The following is a 26,781-nucleotide window of genomic DNA, read 5'->3' on the forward strand; positions in this document are numbered from 1 at the left end:
ATGATGCGATGGGCGCGGGTCAGTATTCGGTTCCGAAGCGGACCCGCTCCGGCTCGTACAGATCGGCCAGGGCGGTCATGACCGCGGGCGGGTATTCGGCGAGGCGGTGCAGGAAGTGCAGCCACCAGTTCTGTCCGTAGACCGTGGCGATCCGGCAGGGTATGCCACGCTCCCGGTACGACTTGAGCAGCGGCGGCCGGCAGCCGTGCAGCATCTCGATCTCCGTGACGCGCTCCAACAGCCCGCGCTGGTCGAGGAGTTCGAGGAGTGCCGCGTCGTGGGTGGCGACGGCCACGGGATTGCCGTGCGCCACGATGCGCTCCAGGAGCAGGGCGTAGCGGTCGTTCAGTTCGGGACCGCGGGGCAGGGCGACGTCCGGCGCCTCGTTGTAGACGCCCTTCACCAGGCGGATCTTGCGTCCCATGGGCAGGACGGTGGCGAGATCGGCCTCGGTGCGGTGCAGGTGGGCCTGCATCGTCAGGGAGACGTTCTCGTGGTCCTCGGCCAGCCCCTTGAACACGGTGAGGATGTCGTCCACGAGGGACGAGCGCTCCATGCTGATGATGATGCCGATGCCCTGCGGGGCGGCGTCCCGCAGCAGGACGGCGGTGTTGTCGGCGGCGGTCTGGGGGGAGATGAGCGAACCCACGTTGGAGAGGTCGAAGCCCAGCTGGGTGGGGTGGTCGAGGCCGGCGCTGAGGTGGTCGTCGATCAGCGCGGCGTACTCGGTCATCACCTCGCGGACCTCACCGGCGTCGCGCGCCTCCTCGCCCACGAACTCCACGCCGGTCGTGTACCCCTTGGCCTCCAGGAGGGGGAGGCGTTCGAACAGCTCCGCCCGGTCGGCCGCGACGATGTAGCGGCGGGCGGCCGGGGCGAGCAGGGAGGCCAAGAGCGGGTCATCGACGAAGGCGGAACGGCAGCGGGTGTCAGCGGCGAGCTGCTTGAGGCCTCTGGTGGCCAGACGGAGCAGGGACGGGTCCAGGGCGGCTGCGGCCTGGGCGTCCACGACGTGGTTCATTGCGTGTCCTCTCGTGTAAAGCGACAGACGGGTTTCCTCGGGCGCCGCGGGCAGCACAGGCAGGCACTCGGGCACCTCCGGTACCTGAGGCACCTCGGTCAGCTCAGGCGGCGGTGACGCTCCGGGCAAGGGCTGCCGCTTCGGCGAAGGTTCCGTTGCCGTCGATGGCGGCCGGGTCGCCCCCGTCTCGGCGCCAGGCGCGGTACTTGGAGGCGTAGCTGAGCAGGGTCTCCTGGTTCTCGCGGCCCTTGGTGCGGGTCAGGACGCCCGCCCACAGACCGTCCCAGCGGGCGTAGGCGTGGTCCTCGAGGAGGACTTGGTGGGCCCGCTTCATGTTCCAGAAGGGCACGCCCGTGTTGAGGTGGTGTACCAGGTGGTAGTTGTCGTGGTGCCGACCCAGCAGGAAACGCTCGATGGCCCAGCCGTGACGGTTGCGGGTCATGAGGATCTGCTTGTTCTCGCTCTCCGGCAGCGGGTAGTGCTCGGCGAGCTCCGACAGCCAGCCGATGGCGATCGCCGTGGTGAAAAGCGGGACGAACCAGAGCAGTGCCAGTTCGAGCAGCCAGCCCTGCCAGGCGCAGAGGCCGATGATTCCCGCCCACTGCAGGAGCAGCACGATGCGCTCGGTGGAAAGGCGGACCGGCATGGAGACCGCGACGTTCTTGGGGTTGAAGAGAATACGGTCCTGAATGACGTAGGAGACGTATTCGAGGGTCCTCATGCCGCACACCGCGAGAGCGATGTTTTTGATGAAGAACTTCTTGTCGGAGACCTGGTGGTCGTAGATGCCGACACCCACGTGGAACTCGTAGTCGGGATCTTTTTCGGGGTCACCCAGGTAACGGTGATGGAACCCGATGTGAGAGTTCCGGTAAGGGTTGTACAGGTGGAGCACTGTGTAACCGGAGAAGAACGTCCCCAACGTGACGTTGAGACGACCGTTCTTGGTCAGAACCTTGTGAGAGGACTCGTGCAGGAGGTTTACGAACGCACGCTGAGTCGATCCGATCAGGATGATGGAGATCGGATAGAACCAGTACGAGATCCCCACGCACAGGTAGACCGACGCCGCCACCAGCAGATAGTCGAAGGCTAATGCCAGCGGGGCATGATAGTTGTCCAGTACACAGAGTTCTTTCAGACGCCTGCGAACTCCGCGATCGAGCTTGCTGAAGTCGAGACTCAGATCGTCGGCTTCTTCTTTGCCGATCGCCTCCTTGCCGACCTCTCCCTTCTCGTTCCCCTCATTGATTACTCGCTGAGCAGGCAAGGTAAATCCCTTCCGTAGAGAATGGAATATCCACCTCGGCGCAGCACGAAGCGCCACAGCACATTCAAGGCATGAGGACACTGGCCAGAACAGGCCTGTCAGATCACGCAGAAAACGCCATAAGCGTCGAAAGAGGGAACCGGCTACAGCGATGAGTGTAGACCGAAGACATATGCAGGCACATGTTGAAATTCGCTCCCCCGTTGGAGTCGTTTCGACCCACGGAGTGAAACATGATCTCGCCATCGGGATCAAGGGGGTTCCGGCCGACCGGTGACATCTCGCCGATCAGTCCTGGCCGAAATAGTGTGCAATCCAGAGGGACATAATGCTCATGAAGGGTGTAAGTCGAATGTTCTGTTTGCCGATGATGGCGTGAACCATGTGACTGGATGATGGCGTGAACCACGTGACCGGTCGCGAAACCTTCCGGGCGGCACCACATCGTGGGCGCGGGACGCGGCAACGGGCTGCTCCGAGACAGTTCGGCGCCCACGGGCCGGCCGGGTGGACGAGTCGTAGCGTCCAGAGCCTGATCATTTGAGTACGTGGCGTGCTTGAGCAGCAACGACGGCGACTTCGGCCGGTGTCGTCCTGGCCGCGTTAGCGATGGCGCTGACCGGGTACTCGCTGATCGCACTCACCAGACGGAACCAGACGGAACGGGAGTGGCGAGCGTTCGCTTCACCTGCTTCGACAAGGAGACGCCATGCCCGCTTGGAGACGGTTGTGCGGGAACTACGGGAACTACCACTTAGGGGCCGCAAGTCCGTCATGATCTCCGTCGGACCGCCGAAACAAAGACTGCCGGATTACCAGTAGTTTCCCGTCCCGTCAGGACCACAGGTGCTTGAGGGTGGCTGCGGGGAGCGCATACGGCCCGCCCTGCGGTGCCGCCGAGTCGGCCGTCACATCCGAGCCGGGGATCGTCGCAGCATGGAGATCAGCGTTGTCGACAGGGGTATAGGCCCAGTCCACCCGGTCGGGAGCATCCCAGAACCGGCGTGTGTTGGCTGACACGGCGTAGGTGATGGCGAAGCGGGTGGAAGGCGGCGCGGACAGTGCCGCGCGGATGAAACCGACGGCGTCGCGCGGACTGAGCCAGGACGCCAGGTGACGCTGTTCGGTAGGCACGCGCTCAAAGCTGCCGATACGCAGGCAGATCACCGAGAGGCCGAATTTGTCAGCGTAGAGACGTCCGAGGGCCTCAACGGCCACTTTGCTCACCCCGTAGAGACCGTCAGGGCGTACGGGCTCCTGAGGAGAGGTGAGGTGTCCTGTGGGATAGAAGCCGGTCACCCGGTTGCTACTGGCCAACACCACGCGCTCGATCCCCGTTCGGCGAGCCCCCTCCAACCCTCCAATACGTGACGCGTTCCCAGCACATTGGCCTCGAGTAGCTCGGGCAGGGGGGTGCCTCGTCAGGCACTCCGCCGAGATGGAGCACGCGGTCGGCTCCTGCCATGGCTGCCTCCACGGCAGCGGCGTCCCGAAGATCCACGGTGCGCGTGTCCTCGTTCTCAGCCTCTTGGTGCATCGGTACGCGATCCATGAGGATCAACCGCGCCGCACCCTCTCGAAGGGCTGCCCGGACGGCTGAGCCGATCGTGCCCGCCGCCCCCGTGATAGCAACGGTCCCAAAGTTCACAATGTCTCCCGGACTTCAACAATTCATTCATCGTGGCGTTCGCTGACCCACTCATCAAGTTGCGGGGCCGCGCGTGGACGGTCACGCCCACGCGTCGCTGAGTGAGGAGATGCGCGGGGCCAGGCGGGCCACCGATTTGGCATCCGCCGTGGCAGCGGATGACCAGTCGCCCTAGGGGTACGTACCTGGCCCGGGGCCCGGTCGACCAGTAACCACGCACGTCAACTCTGGTTACGGGACTTCCCCATGCTGCGGGGCCAGGCCGGCGACTGCAGACCCTCGCCCGCAGGGTCCAGGAGCGCCCCCCCCTCAGCGGTGGCCCCGGCCACCGGGTGCCGCGGAGCCGGCGCCACCGCCGCGGGCGCCCACCCTCATACGGAACTACAGCCCGTACGAGGTCGTCGCCATCAACCTCTGGATCGCAGACCCGGTACCGGGCGGTGGCCATCGCCCACTACGACTCTCGAGGACCGCCGCGCCTACCACCTGCGTCTGTGGCCCACCCTGCCCGACGGCGCCCGCACCGACTGGTACTGGTGAAACCCCGCCACGATGACCCGACGGGACTTCACCCCATGACCCCGCCACTTTCCCGGGCCTGCTGCCGCCCGACCTGCCTCGCCTGGAGGCGCTGCGGGCCTGGCACGCGATGTGGGTCGGCCTCATCGACCGGGCCATCGCCGATCTCAAGCGGCAAGAAGCCGAACGCGCAGAGGGCCAGCGGCGCCGACCACCACCGCCGGAGTGGACCATCGAGCATGCCCTCGGGGGGACCGCACCTGCTCATCGCGGTCCACACTGGCGACTGCTGGCTGCTCCACCACGCCAAACGCATGCGCGCCGTCGACCGCGCCACCGCCCGCCAGTCCCTGGCCGATGGCGTCGTGGCGTGCGGCTTCTGTCGGCCCGAACACCGCACTCGGCATGATCGACTGACGTGGCACCGGCCGATCGGGGCCGAAGCGGGTGAGGTGCCCGTGGTGACCAGCCTCAACCCGACGGGCAATAGAGCCTCCTCCGCGGAAAGACCGGACCCGAGGTAGAGGCCAAGGGGCCACATCCTGCGACTGCCCTGTCGCCTTCCTCAGAGACGGCTTCCGCGGCGGACACCTGGACTGCTCGGCTAGTCACCGCCGCACATGAGGACTATTGGTTGGGCTTATCCCGGCGGCGAAATCGCACAGCGGCTATGCCCGAGCCGACAGCGAGGAGAACGGGAAGCGAGGCCCCCCACGCCTTACTAGCGGATGCTCCCGTCAGCGTCATGATGACGCCTCCCAGAACATAGACGGCCAGAAAAGCGAGAATCAGGTTGGCTACGGGATGGCCGCGAGTATGCTCTTCGAAATTTTCCAAGCGTCCCATCATTACCTCTGTAGTGCACTCGGGTGGGGACCCGCGCTGCCACAGGTCCCCACGTACCGCCAAGGTTAGGAGAGCCAGGTCTCCACGCCCTGCGAGGTCAGATCACCGGCCGCAAAGCATCCAGCCGTTCGAAAGAAAACCGGACTCCGGGGCCGTTGCCGCCTCGCAGATTCCACCGACCCAAAGTCCAGCAGCCAGGCTCGCGGAAGTAGTGGGCGCCGAGGTGGTACAGGCCGGTGGGGTCCTTGTAGCCGGCGGCGAAGCGGTAGGGCTGCGGGGTCTTCTCCGTGGCCGTGCGGTCGGTGCCGCGGGGGGTGTAGGTGTAGCTGTTGACCTTCGTGCCCGTGTCGTCCACGAGCGCGATGACGGAGCCGAGCGCGTCGGTGAGGTAGTACGGCGAACTGGCCCCGCTCGTCATGGAGTTGAGGGTGCCCTGAGGTTCGCGGTTGAATCCCGTGTCCACGCCTCCGGTGCTGGTGCCGGACAGGCCCAGGGGGCCGTTGTGGAAGTAGGTGTCGCCCAGGCGGATGCGCTCGCTCTGGTCGGTGGAGGCGTACTGCCCGGTGAAGGCCTTGCTGCCCGTAGTGAGTGAGGTGAGCTGGGAGAAATCACTCCACGTCTCACCGGTGCGGGTGGTCTCCGGGGTCGACCAACTCCAGGCGCGGAGGCGGCCGTGTGCTTCCAGCCGCGTCACCGCCGTGCAGATCGTGATGCCGTGGGCCTGGTCCGCCAGAGCCAGATTCGCCACCGCGCGGGTGAGGCCAACCTCGCCCGCTGCGACGCGGCGTACCCCGGCGGTCTCCGCGAACTCGGTCTCGCCGGCGCCAGCGCCGCCACCGCGTCGATCAGACGCAAGGACATGGGCGGCTCCCCCGGCTGCTCGAAGACCTCGTCGTGGCTGATGGCCGCCCAGGCCAGCACGCGCTCAAACTGGTCGGCTTCCATGCCGGTGGGGCAGGCGGTGATCCGGGCGCGGTCCTGCGTGAGGTAGGACCGTGCCAGATCGGCCGCCTGCCACATCGCTTCGACCAGCTGCTGAGCGGACATGCACGACGGCCCCGCAGACAAGCCGGCCGGTCGCATGCTCCAGGCCCTCTCCCGCGCGTCCCGGCCTGATCCGGCTACGGGTAGAGTCGCGCTCTTCGGGCCCGAGCGGGCTCGGAGTCCCGGTGAGGCACCACTGACCATGACCGAACGCGCACCCGAACCCGACCCGGCCGCCCGCGCACGGCTCGACCGGGCGCTGGACCGGCTGGCCGTCACGTTCCGCGGAATGACCGCCCGGGCCGACGAGGTTCAGTGCGACTGCCACTGGGGCAGCCCGGAGGAACTCGCCCTGCTGAAGCTCCCCGACAAGGAACTCGACCCCGACCTCCTGCACCGCACCTGGAGCACTCCCGACTGGAACGACCACGGCGCCGTGCTGCGCCGCGTCCTGCCGCAGTTCGCCCGCGAACTGACCGCCGGCCTCGGCGCCCACGCGTACGACATCGACAACGTGGGCACCTCCTTCCACCGCGCCGCATGGCAGCAGTGGCCCGCGCCGCAAAGCGGCGCCGTACGGGAATTCCTGCACGCCTGGTGGGCCCACACCCTCCTCACCCCGCAACCCGCCGTCCCCGTGCACGAACTCCTCCCGCTGTGCGCCGAAGCCTCCGGCGACATCGGCCCCTGGCTGGCGGTTCTGGGAGGACCTGCGCCACCCGGTCGCCGACCGGCACCTCTGCCACACGGTCGACCGGTGGGAACGGGACCTCCTGGAGGACACACTCCCCTGGTGGCCATGGCGCGTCTGGCCGGAAGAGGAAGCGGAAGACGTACGGACTGAACTGACCGCCTGGCTCGTACGCGAGGCCCCAGCACGCCTGCGCGCCACCGGCGCGCCCGCCGAACTCCAGCACGCCGTACGCCTGCTCGGCCTCACCCACGCCGACCGCTGGGACGACCCGCACGCACCACGCCACCGCTACGCCTGACGCAGCAGCCCCGGCCCACCCCACGACCCGCAGCCAACAACTGCGCCGACCAGCGTCGGGCCAGGGCGGACAGCGGGCCGGGGCCGATCACCGCCCGGCTAAAGCCGCCTTGCACGGTGTTGGCCACACCCCGCCATCGGCGATCAGCAACCTCTTCACGGTCGCTTCACCCGCCCGAGCAGCTCGGCATACGGATCACTGCTCTTCGCGGTAGCGCATGCACTCCCCGCTCGCGTAGACCGTGGGGTCATCCGCGTACCAGGCCTGCTGGAGGGAAAGCTGGATACCGTGATCGGTGGTCTGGATCCCCGGCAGGCCCGGGCGGCCGGGCCGGTCCCGGGCCGGCAGGTCCTTTACCGTCAGGCCCTCGGCCCTCCAGCCTGCGCGGAGATGGGCCAGAGCCGTGAGGTAGTCGGCGCGGGTCGCGTACCGCAGCGTCCAGCTGTAACGCGGCTCGCCGCGCGTGACGTTGCCTTTGTCGAAACCGAAGTCATCGACACAGGAGGTGCTGTCTTCCTCGTGCGCTGCCGCCTCCGGCGCGGCACCGGGCCCGGTGCCCGCCAGCTGAGCGGCGGGCCGCAGCCGCGCGACGGTGTCCATACCGGCCTGCTTGGTACGTACCCCGTGCTCGCGGTAGTCGGTTGCCGAGTGCACCCGGCCCCCCAGCGATGAGCAAGCGCCTGTGAGGGACATCGCCAGCAGCAGGGGGAACCCCACGATGACTGCCCGGCGGGCGCGGCGCGGCAAGGAAATCATGTCGGTCGTCGGCATACGGACGATCAAACCCCCCAGGCCACCGCCGCAACACCGCACACCTACTCAACCCGCCCCTGAGTACCCCACCGCGTCACTTTTGGGGAGCTGCAAGCCGTCGTCCTGGGCCTGGGCCACACAATCGAAGACGACACGAGCAGCACGGCAAGAGATATGGCCCGCTACCGGGTCTGCGGATCCGCCGCCCGCATCCACGTCATCACCGATCCCGACCCTACACAGCATCGCCCTACCAACCCTGCCCGATGATGCTCTCATCCTCTCGCCGGCCACAGGGGTACGACAGTCGACGCCCCGGACCGTCGATGCCGTACCGCCCGTCGAGAGCGGTGTTCTGTGCGCAGGGCGAGGGAACGGTATGCGGGACGAGGCTCGGTCCGGCGGCGGTTGTCGGATCCGGCCGTGTCAGCTGAGGACGCCGAGAACGACGGTCACGACATACGTACCGTAGGCCTTCCAACGGTGGGTCATGCGGCAGTATCGCCGCGGCCGCTTCCGCCCGTGATGGGGAATGAGTACATCGCACCACTTGCACGGCAGGTCGCCGTGATACCTGCCGTCCTCCCCCAGCCGAGCCCGCTCCATGTCACCCACCCTATCGGGCCGGCACGAGAGCGCAGCCCCGGCTTGAGTGGAGCTGGGCCCGCTGCCGTTGGTGCTGCTCCGAGATCCGCAATGGCGTGATCCGGGCGGATGTGACACTCCGTCCTGCCGGTGGAGAGCGTGCCGAGTCCGGCGCCCGGTGGGCGAGCGACGGTTCGTCTCGTGCCGCCCCAAACTCCCTCCTGGACGCACGTCCAGCCCGGCCGGGGGGCCGGGGGTGATGGCCGAAATTCAGTTTTCTGCGGCTTCGCGGAACGCCGTGGTCTTTCGAGCAGCCTCAGAGAGTTCGGTCACATCCGTGAGAGTCAGGGCGCCGAGAGTGGATGCGTCGCTCCAGGCGCAGATGACGGTCTCCCCCGTGAGACCGTCGCGGTATCCGCAGCTCAGGCGACCGCCCAGCGGACCCGCATCGAAGGACGCCACATCGCGTGCTTTGGCTCCGGCGAAGAAGTTGCGGAACTCCTGGGTGATCGAGTACCTGCGCTTCTCGGCGCGAAGTTCGGAGTCCCACTCCACTGTATTGACGAAGAGGACCGCGTGTACCGAGGCGTCCGAGCCCTTGCCGTAGTACCAGCGCTTCCCGGCGTGGGACGTGCCCTGCGCCGCCCCGGCCCGTTCTGCCTCGTCGCCGGTCAGGAGCCGGTACCCGGCAATTTCCCGCGGGGCCGTGACCACACGCGACGCGGGGGCTCCCTCCGCACCCGTCGGCGTGGCGCCACTTCGCGTCTGCGCGGCGCGTGCCTCGGGATGGTAATTCCCGGCGGCGATCACGGTGCCCACGGCAGCGACCACGGCCATCACCGCGACCACGACGGCACGACGCCGCCCGTCCGGAACCGACGACTCGCCGTCGACACCCTCCCTGCGGGCGTCCGCGCCGCGCCATGATGCGGACAGCTTCCATACCAGGAACATCACGGCCGCCGTGACCAGCACGACGCCCATCACCTGGCCTGCGGCATAGCTCTTGGACGTCTGATCGACGGACAGCAGGGTCATGGGTGAATCGTATATTCGGTCCTGGAGGCGCCCGCCCGCCTGTCCCCAGGGAGCGGGCGTTGGCCGGTGAGCAGGTCCTCGGACGCCCGCGAGGCGAAGCCGTCTCCGGCCCTACTCGGACCGGCCCCGCGTGTCAGGCCACCCTCTTCCGGAAGAAGGGTCGGCTGGCGATGCGGCTTCGCGTACCGCCGGCGGGTCCTGCCGCTCATCGGTCCCGTGGTGGACGTACGGCTCGCCGTTCTGGTCGTGGGCGGCGAGTACGTTTACTCGGGCCTTCGTTGTCGGAGTCGCCGTGCGGACCGTCAGCGGCGGGTGAGGCGGCTCGAGCCGAAGCTCCCCGTGACGCCCGCATGCGCGTGCAGCGCCAACACCTCGCTGCGTACCTGCTCCACTTCGCGGCGCGCCTGCTGCTCGATCAGTATCCCCTCGACCTGTTCCGCCGAACCACGCCGCCCGCGGCGGCCCACCACGGCCACCAGGCCTGCGACAACGACTCCAAGCCCCACCATAAAACCCGCCAACGCGCCCATCGCTCCCCCGTCCCCGCCAAATCAAGAAAGCTCACCCTACGCAAGATCCCTCCCGACAACGCCGTGGAAACCGGACAGGGTTGCCTCGGAACGCGCCGTTCGCCGTGGGCAGCAAGCCGTACCGCTCGGACTCAGGCACGGCACCCCACCATGGGCAGCGCGCTCACCGCCGACGGGCCTCTGCCCCCCCAGTCGCGTTCACGCCAGCCCCGAAACCTCTCGGCGCGCGCCAGCCCACCGGCGGCGGGACGAAATCCAGGCCGGGCCGGCAGAACCGGCCCCCTGACCGGGCTTTCCGGTCGGTCAGTCGTTGATCGGACCTCGATCGGAGGGATCCCTGCTCGAACGAGAACACCCCGTACGGTACGGGTCGTACTTGGAGTTGGCCCGCCCTTGCGCCGAGGGCCACCGGCCCTTAGGGATGCGCGGGAGGACCGGCGGCTGCTCGGAGAGGGTCAGCGGTGCGCCCGCAAGCGCACGGGGCTCACCAGCCGCGCGCCCATACGGCCGGGTAGCCCAAGGCCCTCCGAGGTCCATGGCCATCCATCGGGCGCGGCGGGCTCCGGAGGTGGCCGACTCTGCCCAGTTGGTCGCCGAGCGGACTGCGGCAGTACAGGACTTGCCGTCCGTCGCGGGGCCCGGACCAGAAGGCCCGTGGCGTGCAGCACACGCAGGTGCAGGGACACGGTACTCGGGGTGACCCGGAAGCGACGGGCGATCTCGACTGTGGGCAATGGCTCGTCGAGGAGGGCGAGAAGTCTCACCCTGGTGGCGCCGAGCAGCGCCACCAGGGCAGTTGCGTCAGGGGCGGGTGCCGGGGTCCATAGCGTCGCCACTCCACGCGTTGCGTACGACAGCACCGGCGGTTCCTCCGGGCTGACCGGGGGCGCGGGCTTACGGGCGAAGACGGCGGGCGGGGCAGGCGGTGAAGCGAAACCGAACAGCGCCAGCGCTCAGCAATCATCTGAGCTCGGGTGACCCGCTTGAACCACCGTCGTTGATCACGCCATGAAGACCAACATCCTCGCCACCGCCGGCCTCGCCGCCGTGACCGCGCTGCTTACTGCCGCTCCGGCCCACGCCGGTATCGCCGACGGGACCCTGAACAACTTGGATGTCCTCGACCACATCTCGGCGCTGAACTCGAACATCAACAGCGATGTGCAGAGCCTGCTGAACAACAATGCGAACACCCGCGCCGACGGCTCGAAGAACAACGCCACCGGCCAGCACGAGTAAACGACCTCCGTACCAGCTGTTCGCCCGGCTTGAGGTTCGTGGCGTCGACCCCCTGCCTACGAGGTCGTCGTCCGTCAGTCCGACGGCGGTCGGCCGGTGCAGGCATCAGGTGACCTCCGCCTCCACCTCCACATCAAGCCCGTTTTACCCGTCCTCACCGTAGCCGGGGAAAGCCGTCCTGGCGGTGAGCCGCGCTGCCCTCGGTGAGCGCCACATCATCTGGTGCGGCACACCGGCCAAAACGATCGGCCTGACCAGACAGGCCGTCGAGCGAGCCCGCAGGACACCTGGCTCACGCTCCGTCGGCGGCCCGATGGAGCAACACGATGGATCCGTTACTTGCCGCGCCCCCGCTTCGCCCTGCCATAGAGGACCATGGCTCCCAGCACTGCGAGCGCGATCAGCACGATCACCAGTCCTGCAGGGCCGTCGGGATACCAGCGGCCCGCCCCTACTACAAGCATCTCTCCTCCTCTGATGGGGTGGGGTGTGGTGCGCATCTATGTACTCGCGCCAGGGCCTTTCATCGATCCTGCCGGTGATTTTGTTTGGGCAGAGGACAAGGTCCCGGCCGTTCGTTGACCAGTGCGCAGACACGATGCCGGGCGTGAACCACTCGACCTGACCAAGGCTCGCACCGGTGAGGGCGGAGATGTAGGTGCGGGCCAGCCTCATCTGGCCGTGCATCTGGACAGCGGGAAGCGCGGCGCCCGACTGAACGCGGGGCAGCAGGAACTCCTCAAGGGCTGTCCGGATTTGCGAAGTGGGCCTGTTGCTGTCCGCCACGGATTCCAGCAGCACAGGCAGATTTCGCCCAGGCGGCCCCATGCCGTGTGCCTGGAGCGCGGCCCGGGCCCGCGGGGCGGCGCCGTTGAGGAGAGTGCGGGTCCAGGCTTCGACGGCACGATGCATAGCCGAGGGTCTCCCGCCCTCTCGGGGACACTGAACCGAGCGCCGGGCCGACGGCACCCGCCGCTGATCACATGTCATGGGTATTCAGGGCTGCCACTCGACGTGGTCGAGGTGCGGATCGGCTGTACGGATCTTCCCAAAGCCACAGGCGCAGCTTACGATTTGAACGCGTTCAACTCTGCATATTCATAGACTAGGGGCGATCATGACGGCCGGGCAGAAAGAGGATGACCGCCCCCACCGGCAGCAGGGGGCTCTCGCGGTGTGTGCAGCGCTGACCGCTGCGTTGGTGATGCTCTGGGGCCTGCCGTCCTACCTCGGCCCCCTCTATGTGCTGACCGGCTTGTCCACCGTTTCTCCTCTCTTGTTCCTACGCCGTTCGAAGAGCTTTGTCCGCGCTTGCTTGGCCGTAGGGCTGGGGCTCGTAGCCTGGGGAGCCCTGGGCGTCCTCCTGGGGATGTTCTTGTTCTGGCCATCGGCGGTGCTGCTGCTGTTGGCGGCTTTCGGGAACCCGAAGCGACGCCCGGTCGCCGCGAAGGTGATGGGCGGCGTCGGCGCCCTGGTGACGGCGGGCGCTCTGGTGGGAGCAGCGGTGTTCTGCTGGAGCTTCCTCGTCGGTCCCGCGCTGGCGAAGCCCCATACGTTTCGGGCCGATGCCGAGCCCGGTTTGTCCAGCGAGAGGCTCGCAAAGGCTCGGGGGCGCCTTTGGAAGTTCGGAGCAACAGATGCGTATGAGAGTGAGTCGGATGAGGGATCCTTTCTCGAAGTCAGGTTCCCTGACGACCTGCCAGAGGAGCAGCGCGCGGGGTTGAAAGAGGAGATCGGCCGGCTGCCGGGCATCAGGCGGGTCGAACTGTGTTCTGTGCGCGACTGTGGCTGACCTGCGGAAACCAGCCCGGCTGCGATGCGCAGGGGTTCCTTCGGCGCCGTCGGCCAGGGCGCGTACGACGGAGTAAGCCTCACACCGCTGGGTGCCGCATACGCGAACTTCGGTACGGCATACGCGAACTCAGGGCAGCCGCCCACAGCCGACATGGTGGAGTTGTTGTACCAGGCGACGGCCGACGGGGTCCAGGAGGCCATGCAGGTCCAGGCAGGGAGGAGGCGGCGTGCGCAATGACCTGCAGTTGCCCGTCAGTCGCCTGCACGGCGAGCGGCCTTCCATACGCACCGCCCCGTCCTGGCCGTCGGGTGGCGGGCGGCGCAGTATGGAGGCGAGGGCCAGGTGGCGGCGGAGGGTGTCCATGGCTGATCCAGCAGAGTGCCTTGCGCTGCTGTTGAACGGCCGGTACGGGGCTGGGCGTTGGACGTTACGCGAGGATTGGTGAGCCGCTGAAGTACGCGTGGCCCCGGAGCCCGTGGACCGGACAGAGCGGCTGAACGCCGCTCCGGTCCACGGGCTCCGGGGCCGCTTGCGTCAGCGTGCTTGCGTCCGGCGGTTGCGGGTCTTCACAAAGAGCCCGGCCCCGAGGGCGACTGCGGCCGTGCCGGCGCCGGCCGCCCACGGGAGGGCGTTGCCCGTTCCGGTGGCGGCCAGAGCGCCGCCGGAATCGCCGGTGCCGCCGGCGGTGACCGGTGCGCCGGTCGTGGGGGCGGTCGATGTCGGCTTGGACCCGCCGTTCCGGGTGGGACGGGCTCCGGCGGTGCCGGTGGGGTTCGCTGTGGTCGCGGTCGGCTTCGGCTTGCCGGTGTCGGGCTTACCGGTGTCCGGCTTGCCTGGGGTTGGCTTGACCGGGGTGGGCTTGGGGCTGGGGGTGGCCAGGGTCCACGTCCAGTGGTGGAAGGGGTAGTCGTCCCGCTCGCGGTCCGGTGCCGGGTTGGCAACGCTCGGGTAGATGAACCCGCTGGTCGCCTTTTCCGTCAACAGCCACGCTTCGAAGCGCAGTCGGAGCTGGAGGGACACCTTTCCGCCCTGTGGCATCGTCGGGACGTCGAGGGAGAACTCGTTGAAATTGTCCCGGCCGGGCTGACGGTCGAGCGACTTCCAGGAACCGTTCTCGGTCCGCTGCTCGAACCTGATGGTGCCCTCGATGTCCTTCTCCCGGGGGAGGTGCATGTTCGTACCCGTCACGAAGATCAGCCGCATCCCGGACAGCTCGGCGGGGTCCGGGTTGCTCAGGTCCAGCCGCAAGTTGAGCCACTCCCCCGGGACGACGCTCTTGTCGCCGGTGAGGGTCAGGGGCATCACCGGGAGCTTCTTGTCCTTGGTGGGCTTGTCCCCGGCCTCCGGCTGCGCGGCCGCCGTGGGCTTCGCTGCCGGGTCCGCGAACGCGGGCGGGGCCAGGAAGACGACCGGCGCGACTGCCGTGGCCAGGACGGCAGCCGCGAGGTGCTGGAACTTCATGCGGTGAAACCTCAGTTACTTCAGGAATCGATCAGTGTTGATCGTTGATCAAGAATTCCCGATCACTCTAGGTCGAAATGCACACAAGCCGTCAACCGTTAGAGTCGGCCAATCACGGTAATAGTGCTGATACACAGCCTATGTACCGGTTTCGGCTATCCAGAGTTGTGTGGCACGTCACCACCGGCAGCCTATGACGACGCTGGGGCAACGGAGGCTGCTGTCGTCTCAGCCCAGTACACCGCCGGCCGTCCTGGAAGGCGTCTACGCGTGCGCGTCGACCGGTCGTCACGGCAGGGCGAGGACGTCATCGATCGCGGACCAGATCTCCTCGTGCCGCAGGAGGGCCCGGTAGTCCTGGTACGTCGCCAGCCACCGGTCAGATGCCTGCACCCTACGCAGGGCCGCCCGCGCCGCCGGAGAGACAGTGCCGATCCTCGCGAGGGCGCGCAGCGCGACGAGGAAGGAGCCGTAGGTCTCGCCCCCGTCGGCGACATGGAGGAGGTGCTTCTCCATGACGGATCGCGTCGGCTCGGGCTCGCCAGTGATCGTCCACAGCGCCACCGCCGCGTGCAGCCGTAGCCAGCTGTCACCGTGCTCCATGAGATGCAGCACCCGGTCTGCGTAGCGCGCGGCCGCCGGGCCGAAATCGCCGAGCAGGGCGACCGGACCGTAGAACGGTTCCTGTTCCGTCAGCACCGCCTCGCCGATGAGCTGCAGCGCCTTATCGCGATCGCCGCCCAGGCGCCAGGCTGCCCACGCCACCTTCTGATGGTTGCCGGGGACATCGAGGACCGTGCAGCCGCGCACGGCGGCCTCGGCAGACCGTGCGGCCTCTCCCATCGCCACCAGCGCGTCGACTGCGTACAGCGAGTACCGGGCGTCGTCCAGCAGCGCCACCACTTCCGGCAGCGCGGGCGCCGCAACCGGGCCCCACGCTGTAAGGACTTCCAGGAAGCGGCAGGTCAGCAAGCCGCCCACACCGTCTTCCCGGAGCAGCTCCCGTACTGCGGGCAGCAGGACCTCCGCATGCGCCCGCAACGGGATCAGCACGTCCTCGACCTCCGGCAGGCGCGGCTCGCCCTCGACGTATCCGCGGGAGTACCCGGCCCGGTACGGCGCGCACAGCCGCTCGACCAGCCCCGGCAGGGCGCGCTCGTCGCCGATGCGGGTCAGCGCCCAGCGGGCGTGGTCTCCGACGGTGCCCTTAAGCAACTCCGCCTCGCCCGGGTCGTCGAGGAGAGCGGCCAGCTCGTCGGCGTACGGAGCCGCCCGCGAACCGAGCACGGCCAGCAGGTGCGCGGCCCGGTACCTTACGCCGTCGTCGGGCTCGGCAAGCAACGCGCCCGCCAGCGGCAACAGCGATGACGCCGCGGACGGCCGGACCACCAACAACCTCCATCCCTCGTCCAGCGCGGCGCAGCACAGCAAGGTGTCCCCGTTCCGGCGCGCCACGCCGATGAGCCGGACGACGAAGGCGAGTGCCGTCCGCGGCGCACCCTCGAACAGCCGGGCCGTCCAGGAGACGACCTCCTCACGCGTGAAGGCACTGTCCGTATCCGGTACGTACCAGATCTCCTCGAACCGTGGACGTACGGCTGGGTCGGACAGGGCCGCAACCAGCAGGTTCAGCGCACGGACCGATGCCTGGGGATCGAAGGCGGCCCAGGCGTGCACGGCCGCGACCCGCATGACGGGAGTGCCCGTACGCAGCACCTGGGCCAGCACCGCCCGCACCCGGTCCACCGGGCCGGCTTGAGCGGAACGTGCTGCGGCGCGTCCCATCGCGAGCAGCACAGGCAGCCGAACCGTAGGGTCCGTCTCGGCGTGCCACCGCTCCAGCAGCACGCCGGCACTCTCTCCGAGAGGCAGCGCTTCTCGGCGCACCTCGGGCGCGGGGTCCGCGAGCAGCGCCCGGATCCGGGGACGCTGGGCCTGCCATGCCTCGTGCCACCCCGCGTCCACCCGGCCCGCATCGGCTTCGGCCGCCACCTCGGACAAGCTCACCAGTAGCTGAACGAGCGTGGTTCTGGTACCCATGCCCGGATCGCCGGCGAGTGCGACGACGAACGGCAGCGCAGCGGTTGAGACGGACGCCACGCGCCCGGTGCACAACGCGTAACAGTCGAACAGGAGAGAGCAGTCTTCCTCGGTCGCCGCACCGCCCCCGAGGGCCAGGCGACGCAGTGCTCGCCGCATCTCCCGGGCTGGGTACTGCTCAAGCGCCGACTCCAGCTGCTCCCACGGCACATCGTCCAGCGCCTCCAGCGCTATACCTGCCACTCATACCCCTGTGACCTCGCGACTCGGCTCCCCGACAAGACATCCTGTCATCGCAAACGGGTCCCTGCAGGGGGCCGGTCCGGCCGGGGCCGGTGGTGAGGGCGGCGCCCAGGACGGTACCAAGGCGGGTGGTTTCGGCGACCGGTCCGGCCCGACCCGCCGGTTGGTTCGGTGGTTGGTTCGGTGGTTGGTTCGGTGGTCGCGGGGAGCGGTCGCCGGGACCGCAGCCGTCTCAGCCGGCCTTGGCCAGGTCCAGGCGGAAGTCGGGGCAGACGTCCGGATCGGCGTTCTCGTAGAGAACCGTCCTGGTCGTGTCCATGGCGACGGAGAGCCGGTCAATCGTGTCGCCGGACATCCAGTCGTGCGGCGCGGTGAAGGAGAGGTGGACCAGGGGGCGGCCCGCGTTCGAGCGGGTGTCGACCTCCCAGGTGCCCGCGCCCTTGAAGGTGTCTCCCAGCTCCGAGCGGTAGTAGTCGCCGGTGGGCCAGTTCTCCACGGTGAGGGTGCCGCCGTTGCGGCCGGCGGTGAGCGCCAGGGTGAGGCGGACGTCCTTCGCCGCGTGCTTGCCCCGGTAGGTGCCGGCCAGGTCGCTGCCGTCCGCGGCCGAGGCCTCGGGCGGGATGCAGCGCCCGGTCGCGGCGCCGCACCCGGTGAGCTCGAACGCCAGCAGGCAGAGGGTCGCGGCCGCCGCGAGCGCGCGCAGGGTGCGGGTCATTCGGGGGTCTTCCCTCCGGCCGGGATGCGTTCGGTCCAGGTGATCTCCTGGCGCACGGTGGAGAGGACGCCCTCGTCCCGGTTCGTGCTCTTGAGCCAATCGTAGTAGCCGAGGTAGTGCAGGAACGATTCGTTGCTGGTGGCGTTCTTCAGCTTGTACTGGACGACCAGGGAGCCGTCGGGGTCCTGTCCCCGCACGTCGTAGTCGAGGGAGTAGGAGCCGACGAAGGCCTCGCCGAGGTGGTCCGGGTCCCCGGTGGCGATGGCGGGGATGTCCGTCAGGACCAGCTTCTTCAGCGCGCCGGCCTTGCCGCCGTCGGAGATCGAGTAGTGCACCGTCCCCTTGGCGTTGCCCTGGGCGCGCCACTCCTCGAGGGTGTCCGCACGCAGCTGCTTCATGCTCTCGCTGGAGCGGATCAGCTCGGTCATCCTGTCGCCCGCCTCGTAGTTCCGCTCCCGCGGTCCCTCGCCCAGGAGCCAGCCGAAGCCCAGGTCGTACGGGTCGTCGCTGTCGGGCAACTGGTAGGGGGACTTGCCCTGGATGGCGCGGTTGAGGGCGTTGTACTCCTCGTACCCGATGGTGTTGGTGGTGTCGATGTTCTGGTGCTGGGGTTTGGCGTTGAACCACTGGCCCACCCCGATGTCCGACATGAGACTGGAGGAGAGGTTCTGGTCGGCGGCGATGCCCCGCTTCACGATCTCCACGATCTCGTGCTGGGCCGCCTCGATCGCCTTCGCGTCGTCGGACCCCTTCTCGATGACTTTGCACTGGCCGTGGACCATCGTCGGTGAAACGGCCCCGTCGCCGTCGACGTGCAGACCCCGCTCACCGGCGCGGCGAACCGCGCCCTCCAGGTCCGTCCGTACGGCCTTCAGCTCGCCCAGGGCGTCGTCCAGCACACCCACCGCGGCCGCCGCGACCTTGGTGGCGTCCTGGAGCTGGCGCTCGATGTCGTCGATCATGCGCCAGGCGTACGGCGCCGCCGCGCCCTCCCAGTAGCCCTTGTCCCGCAGCGGCTGAAGCATCTCGTCGTGGACCCGCTTGCCGAGCTTGCCGATCTCCGTGTGCGAGGTGCGCCACTGGTCGGCGAGCTTCTGCAGCGGACCGAGGTCGGTGTCCAGGATCTCCCGGTAGAACGACGCCATCACAGTCCGTCCACCAGGGAGCGGCGGGGCTTGATCCCCCGGAACTCCTCCTCGATGGCGTGGTCCGTCTTCGTGAAGTCCCGCGCGCCGACCCGCAGGCTCTCGGCGATGCGCGCGAGCCAGCCCGCCACGGTGCCGGCCTGGAGTTCCCACTGCTTGTGCCCGGCCCGCAGCGCGAACGCCGTCTCCCAGCCGCCCATCGCCGACGCCGCCGCCTGCGCGGGTCCTTCGAGCGCGGCGGCGGCCTTGGTGAAGGCCGTGTGGATCTCGTCCGCCCTGCCCGCGGCCGCGGTGAGGACCGACGGCTCGATCCTCAGCACCTCCCCTTCCTGGTGCGGCCCGGCCTTGGGCGGCGGCTTGAGGAACGGGTACTGCGGCTGCGGGTACGGGCCCTGCGGGAAGGCAGGGGTGAGCGGGTCGTGGTAACTGTCGGCGGGCGGGGCCTTGGTCGGGCCCGCCGCCCAGGGGGAGTTGTGCTTCTTCAGCTCGTCAGGAGTCAGCGGCAGCTGGGAAGGTTCGGGCAGTTTGTCGTCGCTCATCCGGTATTCCCCCGTGGTGGTGCACAGTTGCCCGGAAACCCTAACCTGGTGGCCGATGCAGGTATGCCCGAGCGTCACACCCGGGTGCGAGGGTGAACTCACGCGACGAAGGATTGCAGGTCAGCCAGCTCCTCATGCCGTAGCGGAGGTGGTCGGGGCGGTCGGGATATGCAAGCACAGCGTTCAGATGCTTCCGTACGGAATGACACTGCGGCCGGCCCACGAAACAGCTCTGCCAGGACCCGAGGGTCCTGGCAGAGCCGCCTATTGGGCACGTCTTACAGACCTTGCTTCACGCGATCGCCGTGCGCAGTTGTCATCACGGCGCATACTTCGCTGCCGCGCGCGCCAGGACATCGGCAGCGAGCGGGGTCTGCAGGCGTACGCGCACCGCCGGAGAGGAGGGTTCCTTCAGTGAATCCCCCAGCGCACTCGCCAGGGCTCGCACTGCCGCTTCTCGTGTGAGGGGGAACTCGTTCTCGTCTTCGGCAATGGCCATGAGCATGCGGGCCAATGCGGTTGGCCCTTCGGACTCGCGAAGGTAACTTCCCGTGACCGACAATGCCATCTCTCGGACGTCTCCGTCGACATCCCACTCGACTCCCGCAAGGAACGCCTGCAGTTCGGGGAGCAACTGTGAGGTCATTCCCCAATAGTCGCAGAGGATCTGCAGGGCAAGCCGCGAGAGCATCGGGTCGGCCGGCGCGTGGAGGTACCTGCGGACGGCCCCCGCATGCGCGGGTGATCCCGCGAGCCCGACTACGTGGAGTGCTGTGTAGAGATCGCCGTTGTCGACTCGGCCATCCGTAACCGCATTCAAAGCAGTGTGGAAGTCGCGACTGTCCAGCGTTCCGGACATCGCCTTGTCAAGCATGCCGTGGAAATCGACCATCAGTGCCTCGGAACATATTTCTCTGAGTAGTCCAACATCTTGCTTGCCTGGCTCAGCTCTTCCTGAAGCCCTGCGTAGCGCGGGTCATCAACCCCCGCCTTCGACATGTCGACCTTGAGCTGGTGCATGCGTTTCAAGAGGCCGTTCTGGGCGTCCCGCACCTCCTTGATGTGGTCCCAGGGGGTGCCGTCCGGCTTTCGCGCAACGACCTCTCCTCCGAGTTCACGCTTGGCAGCATCCAGATCGCTGAACTTGAGATGTTCGGTGATCCGGTCCGTCTTGGTCAGAACACGGCAACTTGAGTTGTGCACCAGGACAGGCGCGCCGCCAGCCAGCACATAGTACGTGTGGAGACCCTCGACGGTGAGGTTGTACACCTTGTGGACCGCGGTCCTAGCACGGGTGCCGATGACCTCACGCAGATGCCCGTCAGGAGTGCGAAGCTGGTCGCCCGCCTTCAGATCCTCGGCGTTCAGCCAGCGGCCCCGACCGTCCACCCAGAACGGGTGCCTGCCAGTGGAGGTGACCGTACCGGTCGCGTTCCCCAGGCTTCCATCGGTGTCGATGGTGATCTCGACGAGATGCTTCCATCCAGCACCAATGATGACATTGGTGACCGTACGCAGCCCGGTCTCACCGGTGTTGGGGTCAGTGGCCAGGACCTTTTGGCCGATCCGCACTTGCCCGATCGGCTCACGCAGGCCGTCGGCCATCAGGACCGGGGTCTGAGGGACGAAACTGTTGGCCTCTTCCCCGACCGCGCATACCGGAGTCTTCCGGAACTTCCCGAGGAGATCCTCTCCCTTGCCGATCAGCTTTTTCGCGGCAGCGGACTCGTCGAGGAACTTACCGATGCCACCCACAATTCGAGTGACAGCCTTGGTTATTGCGGGGAGCTTCTTGAGGACCTGGATGGCCTTGCCCCACGGCAGAGCGCCGACCGCCGCCCAGAAGCAGCTTTCGACATTACCTTCGCCGAAGCACTTCTTGATGTCCTCGAAGAGCAGGTCGACGATGATCTCTCCGCCGTTTTCCAGCAGAAAGTCCTTTATCGACTTGTCAGCGAGCGCCCGGGACTTCTCATAGTCCTCCGCCGACATATGCGCCTCATCCAGCGCTTGGGCTTCCTGCACCGTCAGGGCTGGACCACCGCCCGCACCGTCCTGCTTCGCGGCTTCTTCGCGGCGCTTGCGTTCCTGTTCGCGCTCGTATTCCTCAGCCTTCTTGGCGGCCTCGTCCGCCTCGTGGGCATAGGTGTTGGCATTCTTGGCCGCGGTCTCCGCGGACTTCGCATGCGTCTCGGCGGATTCCGCCAGTTTGCCTGCGTCGGCGGCGTCGTTCTCCGCCTGGGTCGCCGCGCTCTGGGCGACCGCGGCTTCCTTCTCAGCCTGGGCAGCGGCGCCCGCGGCCGCGGTGGCGTGCTGCTCTGCCTCTGCGGCGGCGCCACGAGCGCGGGCCGCTTCGGCCTCGGCCTGGTTGGCGGCCTGACGGGCCGCGCTGGCGTCGGCGTACGCCTGGTTCGCCGCTGCCCGGGCGTCCTTGGCGTCCTGCTGCGCCTGGGCGCCGGCCTGGTTGGCCCGAGCCGCGGCGGCCCTGGCCTTGGCGCCGTCTTCGGCCGCCTGCGCGGCGGACTTCATCGCCGCCGCGGTCGAGCGTGCCGCATTGGCGGAGGATCGTGCCGCGTCTGCGGCCGCCTTGAAAGCGGGGGCTACTTGGGCACTGGCACGCTGTGCGGCCGCTTCGGCGGCTTCTGCGGCCTTGACCGCTTCGGTTGCCTTGGCATCGGCCGAGGTGACGTGCTCCTGACCGAGGTCCTGGGCGGCCGCGGCCACCGCTGCGGCGAAGTCGGCGTCGATGTCCTTGCCGGAGAACGGCGCGGTCAGCTCGATCGCGGTGTTGGCCGGGTCGGCGATACCGGCCGCGGTCGTGCGGGCGGCCATGGAGGCCTGGACGGCGATGCCGGACTGGAGCCGGGCCATCGCGGCCTCGCGGACCGCGCCTTCGGCCTCGTCCTTGGTGCGGTTGGCCGCTTGGAGCGCGTTGTTGGCCTCGGCGGCCGCCAGCCCCGCCAGCCGGGCGGCCTCGTGCGCGGCGACGCCGGCGCGGGCCTCCTGAGCGGTGGCCTCGGCGGCCTGGGTGTTGGCGCGCAGCGCGGCCGCGTGGGTGGCCGCTGCCTCGGCCTCGGCCTTGTTGGCAGCGGCGTTGGCAGCAGCAGCGGCGGCCTCGGCCTTGTTCGCGGCGGCGTTGGCGCGCGCCGCGTGCGCGGTGGCCTCGGCTGCCGCGGCTCGCGCCCGGGCAGCGGCTCCCGCGGCCTCGGTGGCCGCCGACCGGGCTCGTACCGCCGCACCACTCGCCGTATCGGCGGCGCCGCGGGCCTGGCCGGCCGCCGTCTTGGCGGTGTTGGCGTCCTCGCGTGCCGAGTCCGCGGCCGCTCGGGCCGTACCCGCGTCCACGGTGCCCCGGCCCGAGGCCGCGATCGCCTCGGTGGCCCGTGCCCGGGATTCCTTCGCCTGGTGTTCCTGCTCGGCCTTGAACGCCTTGGCGCGGGCGTTGCGCGCGTTGGTCTCCTCGCCGCGGGCCGCTTCGTCGGCCTTCGCCGCGATGCCCTCCTGCTCGGCGGCGTGCGCACGCGCTCCCGCCGCCGTGGCCGCGGCCGCCTGCGCGTCCGCGCGGGCCGCGGACGCGGTGCGCGCCTCGGCCTCGGCGCGGGCCCGGGCAGCGGCCGCGATGTCGCGTTCCTTCTCGGCGCGGACCCGCGCCGCCGCGGCCAGATCCCGCTCGCGCTCGGCGATCACGCGCTGCTCGGCCGCGATCTTCGCCTGGCGCTGGGCCTCGACGCGGGCCTCGCGGGTCTTCTTGGCGTGCTCCCAGGCCTCCTTCTCGGCCTTCTCGGCCGCGATACGGGCCGTCTTGGCGCGGGCGGCCGCGTCCGCGGCGATCGTGGCCTGCTTGGCGGCGGCGTCGGCCAGCGAAGCGGCGGCCGCGGCGTGCTGCTCGGCGTTGGCCCGCCACTGCTTGGCCTGCTGCTCGTGCAGCTCGGCCTGGTTCTTGGCGTTCAGGCCCTTGGCGTCGGCCTCGGTGGCGTCGATGGCGTGCTGCGCGGTCTGGCTCGCCTTGACGGCCGCGCTCGCGGCCGCGGCGATGCCGGCCGCGACATCCGACCACTGCGTGCCGTAGGTCAGGCCGGTCTCGACGAGAACGTCCGCCTGGACCTTGGCCTGCGCGGCCGCGATCTGGGCCGCCTTCGCGGCGCCGTCGGCGATGCCGACCTGACGGACGGCCTCGGCCTTGACACTCTCGTACGAGGACAGGGTCTTGCCCGCGCGGTCGGCGGACAGCATGCGGTCCGCCTGGCGTGCCTGGCCGGCCGCGGAAGTCATCGCGTTGGACGCTTCCTTGAGGGCCTTGACCGCGGTGCCGTGGGCGGTGATGAGCTTGGTACGGGCCTCGGCGGCGCGGGCGGCCTTCTCGGCCAGCTCGCGGAGTTTGTCCGCCGCCTCCTGGGCCTCCTTGAGCGCCTTCTCGTGGGCGGCACGGTCATCCGCGTCCTTCTGGGACGCGATCTGGTAGCCCTTTTCGAGGAAGGCCGCGATCACCTTGTCGTCGTTCGTGGCCAGGGCGGCCGCGGCGGCCTTCTTGACCTCGGGGCCGCCGGAGGCGACCAGCATCTCGACGCGCTTGCGCAGCTCCGCCGCGCGTTCCTTGGCGCTCTGCTCGTTCTTCTTGTCCTGCGCGCGGGCGAGGTCCGCGCCGAACGCCAGGAAGTCGGCCCGGGCCTTGGCGTCGGACTTCAGGACCCGCTCGACCTCGGCGTTGAACACGGGGCCGCCGGTGCCGCGCAGAGCCTCGATCTGCTGGCGGTTCTTGACGTCGGTGCCGTCACGCTTGTCCTTGGCGCGCTGGCGGGCCTCGGCCTCGCCGTGCTCCAGGAACTCCTTGATCGCGTTCGGGTCGCTGCTCTCCAGCGCCTTCTTCGCCGCCTCGCGGACCTCGTCCTCCTCGTCGAACTCCGCGTAGTCCTCGACGAGTTGGCGGTCGCGCTCGGCGCTGAGCTTGTCCAGCTCGGAGCGCGGGGCGGGCGGCGGTGTGGCGGACGGCTTCGGCAGGGCCGCGGCCGCACGGTCCAGTGCCGCCAGGGTGTTGGTGTACGAGGCCTGCTCGGCGCGGGCGGTCGTGGCGGCGGCGGCCTCGGCCGTCGAGCCGCCCAGGATCGCCAGCACCAGGGTCGCGGACAAGGCCCCCGACGCTGCCGCGGTCGCACGACGACCGCGTATCCTTCCGGCCTTCGGCCAGAATCTACCCATCACGGGATGAATCCCCCTCAATTATGGAAACAGAAAGCACTCCCTGCCCCCCGGCGTCACCGCACGGAGGAGCAGGGAGGACAGAAAAAACGCGGCGCACCAGGGACACGCGCGGGAAGCAGGCGAAACGCGCGCCGAGACAGGAGCCCGCTGGACGCGTGACGCCTGCGGGTGCCGTCCGGCTGGTCACACCGGCCGGCACCCGGGACGGATCCGGAGATCAGCCCTTGACGCGGTTCTCCGCGTCCCGGGCCCGCTCGAACATGTCCTTCCAGAAGCCGGCCGACGCGGTTGCTCCCGCCTGCTCCTCGGCCCAGGACGTCTGGTTGGCGTCGGCGGGATCGCCGATGCCCTTCCAGAGCTCGTTCGCGGACTCCTTGGCGGCCTTGGCGATACCGCGCCAGTTCTCCGCCTGCGCGGCCGCGGCCTCCTGCTCGGCCAGCCACGCCTTCTGCGCCGCGCCGGCGTGCTCGGACACCGCCTTCCAGGCGGCCTCCGCCTCGGCGCGGGCCTTCGCGGCGTCGGCGGCGCCCTTGACCGCCTCTTCGGCGGCCGCCGCCTTCGCGATCAGCTGAGACAGCGCGGCGCGCCGGGCCGTCTCGGCGTCGGACACGTGCAGCCGGTACGCCTCCAGGTCCAAGGAGCCGCCGGTGGCCCAGCCGTACCCGTAGAACTCGGCGATGTCGGCATCGGTGGCACCCGGTCGCAGTGCCCACTGCGCGGCCACCCGTACCTGCTCGCCCGGAGCGTGCTGGGCGAGCGCGGCCACGAACTCCCGGTCCGCGGCCGATACGTCCAGCCGGTGCTGGACGTCGGCCGCACGCGCTTCGCGATCGCGCTTCTGCGCCTGCGCGTAACCGGACTTCACGAAGGCGGCCCGGTCGGCGTCCGAGCCCTTGAGCGCCTTCTCGGCCCCGGCGCGCACCGCCGGGGAGAACTGCGCGGTGTGCGTGGCCACGACCCGCTCGCAGAAACTGCGGTTCTGCGTCCGCGAGTCCTTCAGGCGCTGCTTGGTGTACGCGTAACCGCCGCCGGGAGCCATCCACTCGGCGATCGCGTCGTCGCCGCGGGTGCTGCGCAGGGCGTTCCACGCGGAGACGCGCAGCTCGGCGGGCAGCTTGGAGACGGCGATCGAGTGGACGTAGTCGCGTGCGCTCGCGGCCGCGGCGGCCTTCATCGCCGCCGTCGGGTCGGCCGGCTGCTCCGCCGTGGAGACAGACGCGGTGGCGGACTGCGGCGCGTCGGCCCATGCCGGTGCCGCTCCTGCCGCCAGGACGCTTCCGCCGGCCAGCAGGGCTACGGCCGTGGCCCGCGCGGCCCACCCCTGGCGCCTCGTTGTCGGCCTCACGTGGTCTTGACCGGCTTGATCTGCCACAGCTGGGCGTCGGACTGGTTGCAGTACCAGGACTGGGCCTTGACGCCGTTCTCCGCCTTGGCGCTGATGATGTCCAGGCAGCGGTCCTCGGTGTGGGCGGGCCGCACCTGGAAGAGCTTCCTCACCGGGTCGACGAGCACGATCCGCCAGCGCATCTGCGCGCCGCTGCCGCACGTCCACTGCTGGACGGCCGCGCCGGCCTTGGTGCCGCTGTTCTCGACCTCGAGGCACTTGTTGCCGGTTACGGTCCGCAGCTCGTAGGAGGCGCCTCCCTTCGGGACCATGCGCCAGTGCTGGGCGACGACGGCGGGGTTGCAGTCCCACTGCTGGGCGGGCAGGCCGTCGTTGACAGCGCCGTTGTTGATTTCCAGGCACTTGCCGCTGGAGGCGACCTGGAGCTGGACGATCGTCTCGGGCAGCTTGGCCCGCGCTGCCGCCTCTTCGGCGCTCGCGCGTGCCGTGTTGGCGGCTTCCCGTGCGGCCTTGGCCGCGTCTTCGGCGGCGTCGGCATGGACGGTGGTCGCGGTGCCGGCCAGGGCGGCGACACTGGCGGTCAGGGCCAGCGTGGCACGGATGATCCGGGACATGGGGTGGTGGGTTTCCTCTCGGGGGTGGGGGGTGCTCGGGCTCGGGCGGATGCCGGGGCGTGCCGGGTCCGGTGCGGACCGGTTGTGGCCGGGCGGATGCCGGTGCCAGGTCCGGTACGGGGACCAGTTGTCAGGCCTTGGCCGGACCGGTGGTGGCCCGGGCGGACGCCGGTGCCGGGTCCGGTGCGGACCGGTTGTGGTCCGGGCGGATGCCGGTGCCAGGACCGGTACGAGGTCCGGTGCGAGGACCGGCCGTCAGA

The 26,781-nt window shown here is 69.1% G+C and carries 24 protein-coding genes; 4 read left to right on the plus strand and 20 right to left on the minus strand.

The window, feature by feature from the left end:
- Positions 1–19 precede the first annotated feature (19 nt).
- The 4 genes from AC069K_RS28485 to AC069K_RS28500 form a co-directional block, all read right to left on the minus strand.
- Complete coding sequence (locus AC069K_RS28485; protein WP_365113269.1) at positions 20–1,021, minus strand: proline dehydrogenase family protein; 1,002 nt, start codon at positions 1,019–1,021, stop codon at positions 20–22.
- A gap of 103 nt (positions 1,022–1,124) precedes the next feature.
- Entirely contained in the window at positions 1,125–2,291 is a 1,167-nt protein-coding gene (locus tag AC069K_RS28490) for a fatty acid desaturase (protein WP_478621159.1), read from the minus strand.
- An 834-nt stretch (positions 2,292–3,125) separates the two neighbouring features.
- Positions 3,126–3,614, minus strand: a complete 489-nt coding sequence (locus AC069K_RS28495) for an NAD-dependent epimerase/dehydratase family protein (RefSeq protein WP_478621161.1) — start codon at positions 3,612–3,614, stop codon at positions 3,126–3,128.
- On the minus strand, positions 3,598–3,939 hold the full coding sequence (locus tag AC069K_RS28500; RefSeq protein ID WP_478621163.1) for an NAD-dependent epimerase/dehydratase family protein: 342 nt from the start codon (positions 3,937–3,939) through the stop codon (positions 3,598–3,600). Before AC069K_RS28500 ends, AC069K_RS28495 begins: the two co-directional genes overlap by 17 nt.
- Before the next feature lie 758 nt (positions 3,940–4,697).
- Here AC069K_RS28500 and AC069K_RS28505 point away from each other — a divergent pair.
- The gene (locus tag AC069K_RS28505; RefSeq protein ID WP_478621165.1) at positions 4,698–4,982 is read left to right on the plus strand and encodes a DUF6233 domain-containing protein; all 285 of its coding nucleotides are present in this window, start codon (positions 4,698–4,700) and stop codon (positions 4,980–4,982) included.
- Between the two features lie 419 nt (positions 4,983–5,401).
- Here the strand turns inward: AC069K_RS28505 and AC069K_RS28510 are convergent, their stop codons facing one another.
- Together AC069K_RS28510 and AC069K_RS28515 are read right to left on the minus strand one after the other, a co-directional pair.
- Positions 5,402–6,052, minus strand: coding sequence for an RHS repeat-associated core domain-containing protein (locus AC069K_RS28510; protein ID WP_478621167.1), 651 nt, complete (start codon positions 6,050–6,052; stop codon positions 5,402–5,404).
- Entirely contained in the window at positions 5,995–6,351 is a 357-nt protein-coding gene (locus tag AC069K_RS28515; protein ID WP_478621169.1) for a hypothetical protein, read from the minus strand. Before AC069K_RS28515 ends, AC069K_RS28510 begins: the two co-directional genes overlap by 58 nt.
- 139 nt (positions 6,352–6,490) lie before the next feature.
- On the opposite strand from AC069K_RS28515, the gene AC069K_RS28520 reads away from it, so the two are divergent.
- Entirely contained in the window at positions 6,491–7,132 is a 642-nt protein-coding gene (locus AC069K_RS28520) for a hypothetical protein (RefSeq protein ID WP_478621171.1), read from the plus strand.
- Positions 7,133–7,475: 343 nt separating this feature from the next.
- Here AC069K_RS28520 and AC069K_RS28525 read toward each other — a convergent pair whose 3' ends face one another.
- The 4 genes from AC069K_RS28525 to AC069K_RS28540 all read right to left on the minus strand — a co-directional run bounded on the left by AC069K_RS28525 (position 7,476) and on the right by AC069K_RS28540 (position 11,046).
- On the minus strand, positions 7,476–8,051 hold the full coding sequence (locus tag AC069K_RS28525; RefSeq protein ID WP_478621173.1) for a hypothetical protein: 576 nt from the start codon (positions 8,049–8,051) through the stop codon (positions 7,476–7,478).
- Between the two features lie 837 nt (positions 8,052–8,888).
- Positions 8,889–9,656, minus strand: a complete 768-nt coding sequence (locus AC069K_RS28530) for a hypothetical protein (RefSeq protein ID WP_478621175.1) — start codon at positions 9,654–9,656, stop codon at positions 8,889–8,891.
- 302 nt (positions 9,657–9,958) lie between these two features.
- Complete coding sequence (locus tag AC069K_RS28535; RefSeq protein ID WP_478621176.1) at positions 9,959–10,186, minus strand: hypothetical protein; 228 nt, start codon at positions 10,184–10,186, stop codon at positions 9,959–9,961.
- Positions 10,187–10,641: 455 nt separating this feature from the next.
- On the minus strand, positions 10,642–11,046 hold the full coding sequence (locus AC069K_RS28540; RefSeq protein WP_478621178.1) for an ArsR/SmtB family transcription factor: 405 nt from the start codon (positions 11,044–11,046) through the stop codon (positions 10,642–10,644).
- Between the two features lie 148 nt (positions 11,047–11,194).
- On the opposite strand from AC069K_RS28540, the gene AC069K_RS28545 reads away from it, so the two are divergent.
- The gene (locus AC069K_RS28545; protein ID WP_358831004.1) at positions 11,195–11,425 is read left to right on the plus strand and encodes a hypothetical protein; all 231 of its coding nucleotides are present in this window, start codon (positions 11,195–11,197) and stop codon (positions 11,423–11,425) included.
- A gap of 335 nt (positions 11,426–11,760) precedes the next feature.
- On the opposite strand, the gene AC069K_RS28550 is transcribed toward AC069K_RS28545, so the two are convergent.
- Positions 11,761–11,889, minus strand: a complete 129-nt coding sequence (locus AC069K_RS28550; RefSeq protein WP_478621180.1) for a hypothetical protein — start codon at positions 11,887–11,889, stop codon at positions 11,761–11,763.
- 653 nt (positions 11,890–12,542) lie between these two features.
- Here AC069K_RS28550 and AC069K_RS28555 point away from each other — a divergent pair.
- Positions 12,543–13,217, plus strand: coding sequence for a hypothetical protein (locus AC069K_RS28555; RefSeq protein ID WP_478621182.1), 675 nt, complete (start codon positions 12,543–12,545; stop codon positions 13,215–13,217).
- 537 nt (positions 13,218–13,754) lie between these two features.
- Here AC069K_RS28555 and AC069K_RS28560 read toward each other — a convergent pair.
- The 9 genes from AC069K_RS28560 to AC069K_RS28600 form a co-directional block, all read right to left on the minus strand.
- On the minus strand, positions 13,755–14,681 hold the full coding sequence (locus AC069K_RS28560; RefSeq protein WP_478621184.1) for a hypothetical protein: 927 nt from the start codon (positions 14,679–14,681) through the stop codon (positions 13,755–13,757).
- Positions 14,682–14,969: 288 nt separating this feature from the next.
- Positions 14,970–16,964, minus strand: coding sequence for a hypothetical protein (locus AC069K_RS28565; protein WP_478621186.1), 1,995 nt, complete (start codon positions 16,962–16,964; stop codon positions 14,970–14,972).
- 232 nt (positions 16,965–17,196) lie between these two features.
- Positions 17,197–17,679, minus strand: a complete 483-nt coding sequence (locus AC069K_RS28570; protein ID WP_478621188.1) for a hypothetical protein — start codon at positions 17,677–17,679, stop codon at positions 17,197–17,199.
- A complete protein-coding gene (locus AC069K_RS28575) occupies positions 17,676–18,824 on the minus strand; it encodes a hypothetical protein (RefSeq protein WP_478621189.1) in 1,149 nt (382 codons plus the stop codon). The genes AC069K_RS28570 and AC069K_RS28575 overlap by 4 nt, the downstream gene beginning before the upstream one ends.
- Positions 18,824–19,363 (minus strand): WXG100 family type VII secretion target, encoded by a 540-nt coding sequence (locus tag AC069K_RS28580; protein ID WP_478621191.1) that lies wholly within the window; start codon positions 19,361–19,363, stop codon positions 18,824–18,826. Before AC069K_RS28580 ends, AC069K_RS28575 begins: the two co-directional genes overlap by 1 nt.
- Positions 19,364–19,682: 319 nt before the next feature.
- Positions 19,683–20,255 (minus strand): hypothetical protein, encoded by a 573-nt coding sequence (locus AC069K_RS28585; RefSeq protein ID WP_478621193.1) that lies wholly within the window; start codon positions 20,253–20,255, stop codon positions 19,683–19,685.
- The gene (locus AC069K_RS28590) at positions 20,255–24,490 is read right to left on the minus strand and encodes a polymorphic toxin type 28 domain-containing protein (RefSeq protein WP_478621195.1); all 4,236 of its coding nucleotides are present in this window, start codon (positions 24,488–24,490) and stop codon (positions 20,255–20,257) included. Before AC069K_RS28590 ends, AC069K_RS28585 begins: the two co-directional genes overlap by 1 nt.
- Positions 24,491–24,779: 289 nt before the next feature.
- Positions 24,780–25,907 (minus strand): hypothetical protein, encoded by a 1,128-nt coding sequence (locus AC069K_RS28595; RefSeq protein WP_478621197.1) that lies wholly within the window; start codon positions 25,905–25,907, stop codon positions 24,780–24,782.
- Positions 25,904–26,521 (minus strand): RICIN domain-containing protein, encoded by a 618-nt coding sequence (locus tag AC069K_RS28600; protein ID WP_365107592.1) that lies wholly within the window; start codon positions 26,519–26,521, stop codon positions 25,904–25,906. Before AC069K_RS28600 ends, AC069K_RS28595 begins: the two co-directional genes overlap by 4 nt.
- Positions 26,522–26,781: the final 260 nt, after the last annotated feature.

This window comes from Streptomyces sp. NPDC043908 (assembly GCF_056435525.1).

Excerpts from the sequence above, each read along its gene's own strand:
- AC069K_RS28525 (WP_478621173.1), bottom strand. The coding sequence starts at position 8,051 with ATGCCGACGACCGACATGATTTCCTTGCCGCGCCGCGCCCGCCGGGCA.
- AC069K_RS28515 (WP_478621169.1), bottom strand. The coding sequence starts at position 6,351 with ATGTCCGCTCAGCAGCTGGTCGAAGCGATGTGGCAGGCGGCCGATCTG.
- AC069K_RS28555 (WP_478621182.1), top strand. The coding sequence starts at position 12,543 with ATGACGGCCGGGCAGAAAGAGGATGACCGCCCCCACCGGCAGCAGGGG.
- AC069K_RS28485 (WP_365113269.1), bottom strand. The coding sequence starts at position 1,021 with ATGAACCACGTCGTGGACGCCCAGGCCGCAGCCGCCCTGGACCCGTCC.
- AC069K_RS28600 (WP_365107592.1), bottom strand. The coding sequence starts at position 26,521 with ATGTCCCGGATCATCCGTGCCACGCTGGCCCTGACCGCCAGTGTCGCC.
- AC069K_RS28545 (WP_358831004.1), top strand. The coding sequence starts at position 11,195 with ATGAAGACCAACATCCTCGCCACCGCCGGCCTCGCCGCCGTGACCGCG.
- AC069K_RS28520 (WP_478621171.1), top strand. The coding sequence starts at position 6,491 with ATGACCGAACGCGCACCCGAACCCGACCCGGCCGCCCGCGCACGGCTC.
- AC069K_RS28585 (WP_478621193.1), bottom strand. The coding sequence starts at position 20,255 with ATGGTCGATTTCCACGGCATGCTTGACAAGGCGATGTCCGGAACGCTG.
- AC069K_RS28575 (WP_478621189.1), bottom strand. The coding sequence starts at position 18,824 with ATGGCGTCGTTCTACCGGGAGATCCTGGACACCGACCTCGGTCCGCTG.
- AC069K_RS28530 (WP_478621175.1), bottom strand. The coding sequence starts at position 9,656 with ATGACCCTGCTGTCCGTCGATCAGACGTCCAAGAGCTATGCCGCAGGC.
- AC069K_RS28560 (WP_478621184.1), bottom strand. The coding sequence starts at position 14,681 with ATGAAGTTCCAGCACCTCGCGGCTGCCGTCCTGGCCACGGCAGTCGCG.
- AC069K_RS28570 (WP_478621188.1), bottom strand. The coding sequence starts at position 17,679 with ATGACCCGCACCCTGCGCGCGCTCGCGGCGGCCGCGACCCTCTGCCTG.
- AC069K_RS28535 (WP_478621176.1), bottom strand. The coding sequence starts at position 10,186 with ATGGGCGCGTTGGCGGGTTTTATGGTGGGGCTTGGAGTCGTTGTCGCA.
- AC069K_RS28505 (WP_478621165.1), top strand. The coding sequence starts at position 4,698 with ATGCCCTCGGGGGGACCGCACCTGCTCATCGCGGTCCACACTGGCGAC.
- AC069K_RS28550 (WP_478621180.1), bottom strand. The coding sequence starts at position 11,889 with ATGCTTGTAGTAGGGGCGGGCCGCTGGTATCCCGACGGCCCTGCAGGA.
- AC069K_RS28580 (WP_478621191.1), bottom strand. The coding sequence starts at position 19,363 with ATGAGCGACGACAAACTGCCCGAACCTTCCCAGCTGCCGCTGACTCCT.